Below are 14300 nucleotides of genomic sequence, written 5' to 3' on the forward strand. Positions count from 1 at the left end.
GGCTTAGGCTTTCAGCGAACTATATTCCGGAGTTATCTCTTGTAGCTGAATACGAGGACAAGATCGTGGGTCATATTCTTTTTACAGAAATAAAAGTAGGCAATCAGACGCTGATTGCTCTTGCACCTGTTGCTGTATTGCCAGAAATGCAAAGCAAGAGCATAGGGAAACAGCTGATAATAGAAGGCCACAAAATCGCTGCACGGCTTGGTTATAAAGGTTCCATTGTTTTGGGTCATGATAAGTATTATCCGAAGTATGGTTATAAAAAAGCCAGTCAATATGGTATCGAAGCACCATTCGAGGTTTCTGACGATAACTTTATGGCATTGGAGCTTATAGATGCTGGACTTTCAGATGTCCATGGGGTTGTAGAATATGCTAAAGAGTTTTTTGAAAAGTAGATGATAAACGGGAGAGTGGAGCAACTGCTGCGGCAGTTGCTCCATTATTTATGTTTGCCAGTAATCATCATGATGAAAATATGAGTTTTATGTTCAAAATATTCAATATGCGCAAAATATTTCTAATTATTTACAGTTATCCAAGTTGTTGGTACTATACTGTAGGAGGTGTTCGAAGCAGCGTACCGCTTTTGTATCATTCAATCATAACTTATTAAGGAGATGAATTAATTTATGAGCACACGTTTGACTAAATTTCTCACAAGCGCAGCTATGCTAGTTCTACTAGCTTCAACTGTCGCTTATGCAGCACCAGCATCAAAATCCGAGAGCGAAGCACCGCATTGGAGCTATGATGGCAGCACTGGACCAGAGCACTGGGCCCATCTTAATGCGGAATATGCTGCTTGCAGTGCTGGAGTGGAGCAATCACCAATCGATATACACAGCGACGAAGCAAATAAAAGTGGCAACAAAACGAAGGTGACCGTCCATTACAAACCAACCACCTTTACCTTTGGCAATAGCGGACATACCATTCAAGCCAATACATCTTCAGCTGCCAATCAGTTGACAATAGGCGATACTAAGTACACATTGGCTCAATTCCATTTCCATACACCGAGTGAGCATTTAATAGACGGAAAAGCATCCCCCTTGGAGCTGCACTTTGTACATAAGAGCAAGACTGGAAATCTAGCTGTGCTAGGCGTACTTATTAAGGAGGGTAAAGGAAACCCGGCCTTGACTGAAATTTGGTCCAAGCTGCCCAAAACAAAGACAGCTGCTGATTTTATTTTGAAAAACAAAATTGATCTCAGCAAGCTTCTTCCTAGTGATCTGGACGCTTATCGCTACCAAGGATCACTGACGACTCCACCTTGTTCCGAGGGAGTGAAGTGGACTGTTCTAGAGAAGCCTATCGAAATGTCGAAAGCTCAAATAAAAGCATTTCAAGTGATATTCCCTGATAATCATCGTCCTGTTCAACCCCAAAATAAACGTACCATTGCTGAAATAGAAGTAAAAGCAATTTAACATAGGAGAACCATGTAAGTATCCTAATATGCTGCAATGACGAAAACAAATTTAGGTCTTTAAACACAAAAAATGGTAATAAATACATCCTTGTATCATAAGCTTAGGTCGTTGGGGTTGGGTGCAAGACCTATTTTGAGTGTAAAAAATATTAGTTCTAAAATAGCAGTGCAAAATAATAACGTTTACATTATGATTGATTCATAGAACATTCCTCAGCTACAATCCGATTTTAGGGCCATTCATCTCCACCACACTTCGGTACAAACATCCGGAAAGTTTTGGCTTTTTACCAAACCTCACACCTTCCCATGAACCCAAACCATACCCATTTTGCTTTTACTGCTCATTTTTTAATGCGTGTATAAGCTCTTAGGAGTTTATATAAATTCGGATTTTAAAGGAGTTGGTTGCTTAAAAGTGAACCTATCTTTATAGACGTCGCAGCTATGATGAGAGGGGGGAAATGATACTGATATCCGCATGCTGTTAGGAAATGGATGGATTCTAAAACCAGACCAAAAACCTAGGAGGTAATGTGATGATGAATCAGATTCATAGGAGTTCGAGTTTGAAAAAGCGTGTGTTGGTAGCTTGTCTCGGTCTGCTGCTCCTATTAACCAGTATGATTGCTTTTGTTAAGCCTGTTTCTGCTCATGGTTATATCGATAATCCTGCAAGTCGGGCGATACAATGTAAAAATGGACTGAATACGAACTGTGGAGCAATTATTTATGAGCCGCAAAGCCTCGAAGGATTAAAAGGTTTTCCAGCAGCTGGACCTGCAGATGGTAAAATCGCCAGTGCCGGCCTTGCTGCCTTCGCAAATCTTGACCAACAAACAGCTACTCGCTGGAATAAGGTCAATATTAGCAGCGGTACCAATACATTTACTTGGAAGTTCACAGCCCGTCATGCGACGACAAGTTATCGCTATTTTATTACCAAGCAAGATTGGAATCCGAATGCTCCGCTTTCACGTGCACAGCTTGATCTGACACCGTTCTGTACAGTACAGGGGAACGGTCAACAGCCTCCTGCAACGTTGTCCCATACCTGTAGTGTACCAGAGAGAACTGGTTATCAAATCATCCTTGCCGTATGGGATATTTATGATACACCAAACGCTTGGTATAACGTAATTGATGTTCAGTTTGGCGCTTCAGACAACGTTGCCCCAACTACTCCAACGAACCTTACAGCAGGTACAGTCGGTACAACAACAGCTTCACTATCATGGGGAGCTTCAATGGACAATAATGGTGTCTCAGGTTATGAGATTTATTCCGGCTCTAACACCTCGCCAATAGCTACCGTTCCGGGAAATCAATTAAATGTCAACCTGACGAATTTGATTGCCGGAACCACCTATAACTTAACCGTCAAAGCGTTTGATTCCTCCGGTAATCGATCTCCAGCCAGCAATAGTGTACAAATAACGACGGTTCAGATCCCGAACGACACGACTCCGCCAACTAACCCGTCTGGACTTCATGTCATGGGAGCGGCTGGCTCAAATTCACTTACGCTGATGTGGAACGCCTCAACGGATGCTTCTGGYATCGCTGGTTACCGCATTTATGTCGGTTCAAATGTCGTCGCAACAGTAACGGGCACAGCTACCGAGAAGCTCGTTACGGGTCTTACTCCTAATACGTCATATACGTTCACGGTTCGTGCTATTGATCCATCTCAAAACGAATCCGGCAACAGCAATGCAGTCACCGCTACGACGGCTCAAGGGCCAAGCGCTGCACCATGGGCTGCTAACACGGCATATGCAGCGAATGCTCTAGTCTCATACAATGGTGCGACGTATAAATGTATCCAACCGCACACTTCGTTAGCAGGCTGGGAGCCTAGCAACGTTCCCGCGCTGTGGCAGCTGCAGCCATAAACTAATTAAGCCCTCGGAGTTGAATGGGAGCTCCGGGGGGCTTTTTTGTTTTAGATGAAAATAGTACAAAAAACTAAAACTAGCTGCAACAAAATAATGGTTAGATTAGTTTTTTGGATTTTAGGTTAAAAAGCCCTAAATAAGTGGTCAGTTTTGAATGGAATGAATCAATATTGGTGTATGAATTTGTCGTATTCCAATGCCGAGGTTTGAAATTAGATGATTCTTGCTACCTATTCGAAGGGTGTTCACGAAATAATACTGAAAAATAGTGTAAATGATCTACTCTATTCTCGTTGACAGATTCTTGCTAGAGTATGATAATAATTGTAATTTATAGGAATTGGAGGGATAAACAAGAATTTGTTTTTATTTGGTTGGAATTTGTGAAAGTGAGGATTCGGATGCTCCTCATACATTAAACCTTTAAAGGAGTGTAGTAATGTTCGATAAAATCGCTGATATTTTGTGCATGATCAAAGAAGACCAGCCGGAACTCCGCCATTCCCTCTCCCCTGAAACGAATCTGAACAATGATATTGGCCTTGATTCTTTGCAAATGATCCAGTTTATGCTCCAAGTCGAGGATCAGTTGAATGTGGCCATTGACTATGACGAATTCGATTATGAGCATCTCCAGTCGATCGGAGCTTTTATTCAGTTTGTGAAAAGCTGCCAGCCGCAAGGCCAGCCGTTGTACGAAGATGCAAAGTCGTAAAGCCGACGTGATTGCGAAAATGGTTATGGGTACCTTCGACCCCGAAACGAGGTGGAGAGATCCTGATCTGGCCCGGCTGCCCGCTATGCCAGACAAGGATAGTGAGTCCATTGTCCTGTGCATGGATGAGCTGCTCTTTCCGTTTTGCGGGCCTAATGATATCCTCTACATCCGTTGCAAAATCAACCCAGCACTGCATGAGTATCTAAATGGGCTAGGTTTTTCGTTTGGAACTCGTTATCACTATGATTTGAATGATGAGAAGGATCCCTTGCCCGAACCGGACTTATTTAAATCTTGCATGTTCAGGCTTGCGGCCGATCAAGCAAGGCTCTCCAAACCGGCAAACAAAGTGCTTCAGACGACCGGTTCCGGTTTTCCTGAGGGTGCGGTTTTGCAGCAGATGAAATCACAGGGTGAAGAGAGGTTCTCCCGTGCTGCCAAAATAGTGTCCCCGTACGCCATAACATCGGATACGGAAGCGTACCTATACGCCGCCGAACCTAGCGGTTCCTTGCCAGATCTAGAGACGGTTGTACGTGTTAATTCAAAGCTGTATTCCAACAGGCTCTTGGTTAGAATAGGCGAGAAGTGTTACGGCATGGAGGCGAACAGCGCAGCAGAAATAGAGACGGTTGGAAGTGCTCTATTGAAGCAGGGGCACTATTTATTAAAAGATCCCTTCGGCGTTGCTGGCAAAGGCAATATGCTCATTGACAGCGAATCCATGCAGCGAAGAATAACGGATCACTTGCATAAACAGGAGGAAAGAGGTTTGCGCTCTCAATTCCTGCTTGAGCCGCTGCTAAAGAAAAAGACCGATTTCAGCTCTCACTGGTTCATCAAGGAGAGTGGTGAGGCGGAGTTCATTTCAGTTCAGCGGATGATTAATCACCAGCAAAACTACAGCGGATCTATCAAAGCGGATGAAGTTTTTATCAGCATGTTGGAGAACGCTGGCTATTTCAACGTGATGGAGAAGGCGCTCCGTCTGCTGGCGGGAGACGGCTACCACGGCTTTGTCTGCTTTGACTCCATGATATTGGAGGACGGAGAAGTCGTATCGATTGTAGAGATTAACGCCCGCAAGTCCATGGGTCTTATTAACGCGTATCTCGATAAATGTTGGGAAACGTACGGACATAGCGGTTGGCTTACGTTTTTATCCCTCGGATTACCGGAAGGCTTCGAGTTTGGCACTCTACTGCACGCACTGCACACATCTAAACTTCTGTTGACAACCCCCTCAGGGTACGGGGTTGTTCCTCTATCATCCAATACCGTAATGATAAACGAGATTCTGACTCGCCGCCGAATGGCGGAGGGAACGCAATACAAACGAGGCATGCCGAAGGGACGGCTTTATGTCTCGGTCGTAGGCCGAGATGATGAACACCGCAGCGAACTGATTAACAGCTTGCGACAGGTGCTCRCCGACTTATCCGTTAAAGTGTACAACTAAATTTGGAACGCGGGAGCTGAGCATGAATTCATCTTCAGTTATTTTGCTGGCGTCGGGTAATTCGCTCGGCGCGTACATTCCGGCTATGCATCTGCATACGTACCTGCAATGCATAGGAGTCGAAACGGATATTTACGTTCTGGAGAGCTTGTATGACGAAAAAGTGCGAAGCAAGATCAGATCCACCAAAAAAGCATTTCATGCGGATTTCGCCGTTGCTCTTATGGGGCATAAGCTGGCCAAACCCGTTGACAATTCCTTGGACGAGGTAGAGGTTCAAAGACTGCTGAACGCTTGGAAACAGGCCGATGTCACCCGTTTTGCAGTGTTTACGGGTTTCTGGCTGCCTATACTGGAGCGTTACAAGGCAGATTCTAACAAGCAATTGGACATCCGGCTGATCCGACTGGATGCGTGGGATACCCCGTCGTTTAAGGTACATAAGCAGTTGTACCCCGTCTATAAGAACGTTTGGTTTTACGACCTTCAAAAAAAGTCTCCGGGCAGTTACATCGCTTCAGACGAAGCGGAGCCTTTGCCTTTCTGGCAGCGCGCCGGACGCATTCTGATCCATGGCGGTGGCTGGGGAATCGGCACCTATGCCATGACGATCTCAGAACTTCGAATGCTCGGACACCGTCTGGATGTCATTGTTTACGATCCTTCAGAGGTGAAGGAGGACGACGGGTCCATGCGATATTTTGGTACGGAGGTCTCCTGGGACCCATGGAGCAGGGACAAACAAGGGAGACATTCTTTCCCGCCTATGATTCAATATATCCGTGAAAACGGAATTCTCAGGGAGTATCCCCTCAAGGATTACTCAGCTTACACCGAGCTGATGCGCAATTGCTGGGCGATCATCAGTAAGCCGGGGGGAGCGACTTTGAACGATTCGTTGTCGCTTGGAATCCCTTTTGTCATGTTGGAGCCATTCGGTGACCATGAGCTCCATAATTCAACCTATTGGGAATCTTGTGGACTCGGAATCCGCTTTACGGAGTGGAAAAACCAACGTTTTTCGGAGCATTTGCTCGAGGAGACTTGCACACGATTATTAGAGCATCGGTCAAAAATTAACCATTTCGGGAGGATCACCTATGCAGCCGAAAACAGCAGTTACGTTTGACCAAATTACGTTTCGTAATATGAAAAGAACGCTGGTTCCGCTGGCGGAAACCGGAAGGAAGCGCAGAGATGATCCAACTTATGCAGCACCCGTGCCTTATGAGATAGGAATCAAGCTTAATAATGGCTGCAACTTACGCTGCACACATTGCTTTGAGTGGAATCCGGATGGCTTCCATCACGGTTTTGCCAAAGAAGTGAAGAAAGATGAAATCGATATTCCCGTCGTGGAGAAGATTTTGGCTGAAACAAGAGCACGCAAATCACGTGTTTTCCTGTGGGGCGGCGAACCGTTATTTTACTCCAAATTCGATGAGCTGGCAGAGCTGCTATCCAAAGAAGAGCGTTACACGACGATTTGCACGAATGCGATTCTCATTGAGCAGAAGCTGGATTCCATTCTGAAAATGTCAGAAAATCTGGTCATGCTGGTCAGTCTTGAAGGCTTCGAGAAGGAAAATGACGCGATCCGAGGTAAAGGCACGTTTAAAAAAGTAATCCATGCGATTCAGCTGCTGCTGGATCTGAAAAAGCAGGGTATATATAAAGGCAAGGTTTCTGTAGCCTTGACGGTTAACGACCAGATGGTCGGCAAGCTTTACAGCTTTATGGAATTTTTTGAAGAGATGGGCGTAGATTCTGTCTATTTCTGCTTCCCCTGGTATATCCCTTCTGATACGGCGGATAGAATGGACACCTACTTCGATGCTCATTTCCCGCACCTTGCCTCCCGCTTTGCAGACGATCACAAGAATAGTTGGCACTCCTTCACGTTTCACATCTCGCCAGACAATTTTGATATTTTGCTCGAAGAGCTTAATCGCGTGAATTCCCGAATTTGGAATGTGCGTGTCCGTTATCAGCCTGCGCTGGAGCCCGAAGAGGTGGAAGGATTTATTCGGGGCAGCGAGAAACCGGCTATGAATCGTACGAAGTGCTTTTCGATCTCGAATCGGATGGATGTGATGCCGGACGGCAAAGTGAATCCGTGCAAATTTTTCCCGGAATTCAGTGTTGGCAATTTGTACGAGGAAAGCGTAGCCGATGTTTTTCACGGTGAAGATCTTCGGAAACAGCGCGAAATTGTTGCCTGCGGTTTAATGCCGATATGCTCTAAGTGTGTGCTGCTGTACAACAATGGAGTTTAAGCCAGGAGGAACGGGGATGGACTATATCCGTGTGCGGGAGCTGCACAAATCGTTCGTGTACTATCGGAAAGCTGCGGGGCTTAAAAATTCGCTGAAAAATTTATTTGCTCGCAAGTCGCTGGTGAAGGAAGCGGTCAAATCTCTTTCTTTTGACATAGGCCCCGGCGAATGCGTCGGATTTCTCGGTCCAAACGGGGCGGGTAAAACAACAACGCTCAAAATGCTGTCTGGCATTCTCTATCCGACAGGCGGAGAAGCCGATGTGTTTGGCTATGTGCCATGGGAGCGGAAGAATGAGTTCAAACGGCTATTTTCCATTGTGATGGGGCAGAAAAATCAGCTTTGGTGGGACCTTCCAGCTAACGAATCGATTTATTTGAACAAATGCATTTATGACGTCGAGGATAATCTCTACCACCGGAGTCTTGCAGAGCTATCGGAAATGCTAGATGTGCAGGATCTTCTGAACGTGCAGGTACGCAGGCTGTCGCTGGGCGAAAGGATGAAAATGGAGCTGATCGCCGCGCTTATCCACCGCCCTAGGCTGCTTTATCTCGATGAACCGACGATCGGGCTTGATTTCCCCTCCCAGAAGAAGGTTAGAGAGTTTCTGAAATACTACAATGAGCAGTTTGGTGCGACGATTTTGCTTACGAGCCATTACATGAAGGATGTGGAGGACCTCTGCAAGCGGACGATCATTATTAATGAAGGAAGTCTTCTGTACGATGGGGATCTTCACAAGATCAACGACCTGTTTGACGAGCAGAAAATTATAAGGCTGCACTTCTCCGAACCTGTTGCCCAGCAGCGGCTGGCCAAATTCGGGAAAATTGTAAGCGGAGACGAATGCAACGTTGTTTTAGAGCTGCCCAAGCATCGCTTAAAGGAAGTGTCGCGCGCCGTGCTCGATTCGTTTCCAATCATCGACTGGACGATAGAAGACGTACCGATCGAGGAGAGCATTTCCATGCTCTATCGCAAGGAAGCCGTAGGATGAACAGACGCAGATTGTACATGGCCGTTTTTAGGGTGGGTGTCCAGCATTCGATGGAATACCGATTTCACTTCTTTCTTGGTCTTCTTGGGGCTGCTTTTCCGATTCTCGTTCAATATTTTATTTGGACGGCGGTGTACGAACATTCCGGCAAAACGGCGTTGTTCTCGTATTCATATGGTCAAATTATTTTGTATACGATCTTGGCAGGGCTGGTGTCCAAGCTGATTGCTACCCAGTTTGAGCACGAGATTGCCGGCGATATTAAGAATGGCGGCCTTAACAAATATTTGATTAAGCCAGTCAGCTACTTCGGGTACCGGCTGATGTCTTTTATCGGTCAAAAGGCGATTTATTACGTTATTACCGCACTTTTGCTTATTTGTATGATCTGGATTTCAGCCGCTAGGGATGTGCTGGATATCGAGGTCGTACGTATAATCTTGTTCACTGTGACGCTGTGGGGTGCGCTTCTGCTCAACTTTTTGATCGCCTACTGCATTTGCGCCAGCGCTTTTTATTTGCATGAAATCTCATACTTTTTTGTGATTACAAGTTTGCTAGTCAATATTTTGAGCGGTGGCATGTTCCCTTTGGAAATTTTCGGGGAATCGGTTGTAAAGGCGCTTCAATATACTCCTTTTCCGTATACCATTTATTTTCCGGTGAATGTTCTGAGCGGTAAAACAGGGACGATGGCTATGTATCAGGGGCTGTTTATTCAGGTTGGATGGATATTGCTCTTCTTGCTCATTTCCCGTCTGACTTGGCGCGTATCCATAAAGAAATATTCGGCGGTTGGGGGGTAGCAGACGTTCCATATGTTTAAAATTGCGAGAAAATACTTGCGCCTGTACGGTATGTTTATCAAAAATTGTCTCATCGCTCAGATGGAGTTTCGGGGCAATTTTGTGATGAGCCTGCTTGTCGAATCTGTCTATCTGCTTGCCAAGCTTTTGTATGTGCTCGTCGTGTTTCGCACTGATCTACATGTAGAAGGCATACCGCCCGAAGGGTTGCTCCTATTTATAGGCATGCACACCGTCGTTACGGGAATGTATGTCGGGTTGTTTTTTACAAATTTCATGAAAATTCCTGAGTATATTAAAGACGGCTCGCTTGATTTGATGATTACGAAGCCCGTTTCCCTGCAGTTCATGGCATCTTTGCGATACGTCGATCTGGCGCTGCCAATTCCCGATATTTTGGTCGGTTTCACTATGGTCGGAATCGGCTGGCATGCGATGGATATTCCGTTGTCGTTCCTTCAACTTGCGGGATTTGCTTTAATGCTGCTGGTCTCGGTTGTCATCACGTACTGCCTAATGATTATCCCAGCGCTGCTTTCATTCTGGTTCGTCCAGACGGGGGCTATGTCGGATATCGCCCATTCCGCCTGGGATGCCAACAATTTCCCTATGGCTATTTATCCTGTTTGGGTCCGCAGAATCGGGACCTTCGTTATTCCACTGTTTCTTATTACTAATTTCGGACCAATGTTCCTGCTTGGACAGCTCAGCTGGTTATATGCAGGAATGGCGCTGATCGGTTCCCTTCTGCTCTTCGCAGCTGTACGGCTGCTTTGGAATCAGGCTGTGAAGGGATATAGCAGCGCGAGCAGTTAAGATGATTTTGCGATCATAAGGAAATTACAAATATCAGCATCTATATCCCATGCCTAGAAAAGGAAGTGTCATCGCATGCCGGACATGGCGACAACGCAAGACCGTACCTCGATAAATTGCGTTTTTCAGGCGCCAGATCGAATTGAGCTTTTAGAGGAACAGGTGCCGAAGCCAGAACGAGGACAAATTTTATGTGCAGCCAAAAAATCACTAATAAGTACAGGAACGGAGCTGGCTTGTCTAAAGGGGCGTTTCGATGAAGGAACGGTCTGGTCCTCTTGGGTTCGGTATCCATTCTATCCCGGTTACTCGATGGCGGCGCAAGTGCTGGAGACAGGCATTGGAGTGGAGGGAATAAAGCCCGGCGATCGGGTCATCTGCCCGGCTGGTCACCGGCAATATTTCCTCGCAGACTATAAGGAAGCGGCAATTATACCAGATTCAATCCGTGACGAAGAGGCGGTTTTTACACAGATTGCGAAGGTTGCTCTTCTAGGGATTCTGCGCGCAGAACCCGCCTTTGGTGAAAGAGTGGGAGTTGTTGGACTTGGTCTTATCGGCCAGCTTGTCATTCAGTATCTGAATTCCAGTGGTGCAAGGCAGATTATTGCGATTGCTCCGGAAAGCACCCGCCTGAACCAAGCCCTTAGAAGCGGTGCGACCGATCTGCTGAATCTTACGGTAGCCGAAGCATTCGGAGCGGTAGAACAACTTACTGATGGCAAAATGCTGGACACGATATATGATGTGACGGGTTCTTATGCGGTATTGCCCTAYTGCACACAGCTGACACGGGACCTCGGAAAAGTCATTCTGTTAGGTGACTCGACAGAGCCTTCAAAACAGACGATCGGTCCCAAAGTCGTTTTTAATTCGGTCAGCATATTAGGCATTCACGGCCGAATGATGGAAGGTTTTAATGGCTGGACGGAGGAGGATATGAACATGTTCATATTCGAATCTATCCGTCGTGGGAAATTGGACGTCGCAAGTCTCATAACGGAAGAAGCAAGCCCGCTCGAAGCTGTATCGGTTTATTCCCGGCTCTCCGGGAGTAAGCCTGATTTGTTAGGCGTTTTATTCGATTGGACGCAATTGTAACGTCAGAGGAGGAATACAGATGAGAGCTTGTAACCAGCTTACGATGAAAGAGAAAATTGGGCAGATGCTTATGGTAGGCTTCGAGGGACTTACGCCGGATGCGAATATTGGCGACCTCTTGCAAAACCATTTCATCGGGGGAGTCGTGTTCTTTTCCCGTAATTTGGACAACCCTGAGCAGGCATATGCTTTAACGAAGAAACTCCAACAAATGGCTGCGGGTGCAACAGGCATACCGCTATGGATCGGAACAGATCAGGAAGGTGGCATGGTCGTCCGATTAAGACAGGGAATTTCACAGCTGCCAGCGGCAATGGCTTTGGGAGCGGCACGTGATCCTTTACTGCTCTATGAAGCTGCAAAGGGAACGGCAAAGGAGCTGAAGTTGCTAGGCATCAATATGAATTTCGCGCCGGTGGTCGATATTAACGTCAATCCGCGAAATCCGATTATTGATGTTCGGGCATACGGCGACGAAGCTGAACTTGTCGCTGAGCTCGGAATCGCCGCAATGCTTGGCTTTCAGGATGGAGGCATCGTCTCTGTTATTAAGCATTTTCCTGGGCATGGCGACACAGAAGTAGATTCGCACGCAGAGCTGCCAGTCGTGAGGCATTCTCTTGAGCGACTGCGGTCTGTCGAGCTTGTACCGTTTCGGCGATGTGCGCGGGCAGGGGCTGAAGCCGTAATGACTGCCCATGTCGGGATTCCATTGCTAAGCGGCGGTTTGTCTGTTCCAGCCACACATTCTCATGAAGTATTGACGGGTCTGCTACGGGAAGAGCTGGATTTCAAGGGGCTTATCGTAACGGATTGCATGGAAATGAACGCTGTAACGCAAGGCATTGGCGTCGGGGAGGCAGTCGTAAGAGCCGTACTTGCTGGAGCAGATCTTCTTCTCGTCAGCCATACGTACGAAAGCCAGCTGGAGGCGGCAGCTGCACTGGAAGATGCGGTAGCAGATGGGCGTCTGCCTGAAGATCGGATTGATGCTTCCGTGGAGCGCATTCTTCTCCTTAAGGAGCTCCGCATCGGAGAGCTGCGAGAGCGCAGCTGGGAAGAAACGCGGACCTATCTCGATCATTCGCAAACACTTCGGACGATTAAGCTGCTTCGCGAGAAAAGCATTACCTCGGTGAACCGTGAACCGAATTTTTGCCAGTTGTCTTCCGAAGTCGACACGCTTGTGCTTTGGCCGCAGATGGCGGCTGCTTGCAAGTCTGAGGATGAACCGATATACGATGATACCCTCGGCAGCTTTCTATATCCTTTAATGAAGGCAAAGTTCACGGAGCGTTTGTATAGGACTAGTCCGAGTACGGATGAGATTGCGGACTTGATCTCCGAAGCGGATGGATATGGGCAAATCATCGTGGGAATATTCCATACGGCTTCAAATCACGGGCAGACCGTTTTGGTTCGGAAGCTTTTGGCAGGTGGGAACAAAGTCATTCCGATCTCCCTTCGCAACCCCGTTGATCTCGCGGCATTTCCAGAAGCTAAAGGTTTCCTAGCCTGTTATGAGCATCATCCGCTAACATTGCAGGCCCTTTCTAGCGTTTTACTGGGCAAGCTTGAGCCTGAAGGAACTTTACCGGTTACGCTTCCCGAATACTCATTAGAAGGAGGCGAATCATATGAACGCGGTACAGCTTCCCGTGTTGAATCCGCCACTTAAAGGATTTTTACGATGGGCCTACACCCTTTCAATCACCAGCGTCCACGAAGAAACAATTCCTTGGTATTACAGCAACTTTATCCAGTTATCTTGCACCACAAAATTTCTGGAGGACGGCAGGCAATATTTTATCGATTTTTTTCGGGGCAAGCCAAACGAGTTGAATTTCAATAACCCATTTCTTCTAACATGCTCTGTGAATTATACGATTCTAGATAATTTGGCATTGGATGACTGGCCGAAATTTTTCGCGGATCAGATCCGCAGCGGCTATTACTGCATTGTGTTTGTGGATGAAGCCAAGCTGTCACCGGCAGCTTCTTATCAGAAAGAGCCGTTCCCTCATCATCTTTTTCTGTACGGTTTTGACTGGGAGGAAAATATGTTCGATGCTTCCATGTTCGATCATACGGGGGTGTACCGTAATGTGAAGATCCCATTCCATGAGTTTCAGGATGCTGCAGGTTCTATGCGAAAGCTTTTGAAGGAGAAACTCACGTCTGATCATCATACGTATTTTTACAAATATGCACCTCATTCTGCTTATCCTTTTGATAAAACGGCCGCGATCGACCAACTGCTCGATTATGTTAATGGCGAGACTCATTTAAACCGAATTAATTACAATCCAGACGAGGAAGCTTTCGGAATCAAGGTGTATAACTATCTGCAAATGTACTTTGATGCTGTAGAACAAAACGATTCTAGGCTAGGTGACCGCAATGATGCGAGACATCTTCACGTTCTCTGGGAGCATAAAAAAATGATGAGCGAGCGAATCGGATATCTTGTAGAAGAGGGGGTAATCCCTTATGACGAAGAGCTTGTGGAAGGCTACAAGGATATAACAAGACGGGCGATGAAGCTAAGAGATCAATACATTCGCCATGTTATTCGCGAAGATAAGGAAGTATTTAAACGGTTGAGGCTCCGCTTTGACCAATTCCGAGAAGAAGAGCCTGTTCTTTTGATTAAATTAATTAAACTTCTAGAAGAACCATCGAAATCGGATAAGATTTATGTAGAAAGTAGATAGCTGTCTAAAATGTTATAAGAGATGAGCTAGTAGGAGGGAGCTGCCGCGAGGACAGCTCCTCTTTGATG

The 14300-nt window shown here is 46.4% G+C and carries 13 protein-coding genes; all 13 read left to right on the forward strand.

Going from position 1 to position 14300, the window contains the following annotated elements; genetic code table 11:
• On the forward strand, positions 1-404 hold a 404-nt coding region (locus tag AC1DSE_RS17650), incomplete at its 5' end, for a GNAT family N-acetyltransferase (protein ID WP_477527965.1).
• Between the two features lie 234 nt (positions 405-638).
• Positions 639-1442, forward strand: a complete 804-nt coding sequence (locus tag AC1DSE_RS17655) for a carbonic anhydrase (protein WP_441880329.1) — start codon at positions 639-641, stop codon at positions 1440-1442.
• Between the two features lie 544 nt (positions 1443-1986).
• Complete coding sequence (locus AC1DSE_RS17660; RefSeq protein WP_477527968.1) at positions 1987-3339, forward strand: lytic polysaccharide monooxygenase; 1353 nt, start codon at positions 1987-1989, stop codon at positions 3337-3339.
• A gap of 442 nt (positions 3340-3781) precedes the next feature.
• Positions 3782-4057: an acyl carrier protein gene (locus AC1DSE_RS17665; protein WP_339204325.1), complete on the forward strand. Its 276-nt coding sequence runs from the start codon at positions 3782-3784 to the stop codon at positions 4055-4057.
• Positions 4044-5519, forward strand: a complete 1476-nt coding sequence (locus AC1DSE_RS17670; RefSeq protein WP_477527966.1) for an ATP-grasp domain-containing protein — start codon at positions 4044-4046, stop codon at positions 5517-5519. Before AC1DSE_RS17665 ends, AC1DSE_RS17670 begins: the two co-directional genes overlap by 14 nt.
• Positions 5520-5541: 22 nt before the next feature.
• A complete protein-coding gene (locus AC1DSE_RS17675) occupies positions 5542-6648 on the forward strand; it encodes a hypothetical protein (protein WP_477527967.1) in 1107 nt (368 codons plus the stop codon).
• Positions 6620-7795 carry a radical SAM protein gene (locus tag AC1DSE_RS17680; protein WP_477508937.1) on the forward strand — a complete coding sequence of 392 codons (1176 nt, stop codon included), beginning with the start codon at positions 6620-6622 and terminating at the stop codon, positions 7793-7795. The genes AC1DSE_RS17675 and AC1DSE_RS17680 overlap by 29 nt, the downstream gene beginning before the upstream one ends.
• 16 nt (positions 7796-7811) lie before the next feature.
• Positions 7812-8795, forward strand: coding sequence for an ABC transporter ATP-binding protein (locus tag AC1DSE_RS17685; protein ID WP_477508936.1), 984 nt, complete (start codon positions 7812-7814; stop codon positions 8793-8795).
• The gene (locus AC1DSE_RS17690; protein WP_477508935.1) at positions 8792-9601 is read left to right on the forward strand and encodes an ABC transporter permease; all 810 of its coding nucleotides are present in this window, start codon (positions 8792-8794) and stop codon (positions 9599-9601) included. Before AC1DSE_RS17685 ends, AC1DSE_RS17690 begins: the two co-directional genes overlap by 4 nt.
• 12 nt (positions 9602-9613) lie before the next feature.
• Entirely contained in the window at positions 9614-10417 is an 804-nt protein-coding gene (locus AC1DSE_RS17695; RefSeq protein WP_477508934.1) for an ABC transporter permease, read from the forward strand.
• 75 nt (positions 10418-10492) lie between these two features.
• Positions 10493-11518, forward strand: coding sequence for a zinc-dependent alcohol dehydrogenase (locus AC1DSE_RS17700; RefSeq protein WP_477508933.1), 1026 nt, complete (start codon positions 10493-10495; stop codon positions 11516-11518).
• 19 nt (positions 11519-11537) lie between these two features.
• Positions 11538-13196 carry a glycoside hydrolase family 3 protein gene (locus AC1DSE_RS17705; RefSeq protein ID WP_477508932.1) on the forward strand — a complete coding sequence of 553 codons (1659 nt, stop codon included), beginning with the start codon at positions 11538-11540 and terminating at the stop codon, positions 13194-13196.
• The gene (locus tag AC1DSE_RS17710; RefSeq protein WP_477508931.1) at positions 13156-14232 is read left to right on the forward strand and encodes a hypothetical protein; all 1077 of its coding nucleotides are present in this window, start codon (positions 13156-13158) and stop codon (positions 14230-14232) included. Before AC1DSE_RS17705 ends, AC1DSE_RS17710 begins: the two co-directional genes overlap by 41 nt.
• Positions 14233-14300: the final 68 nt, after the last annotated feature.

Source organism: Paenibacillus sp. 01L418 (genome assembly GCF_056400045.1).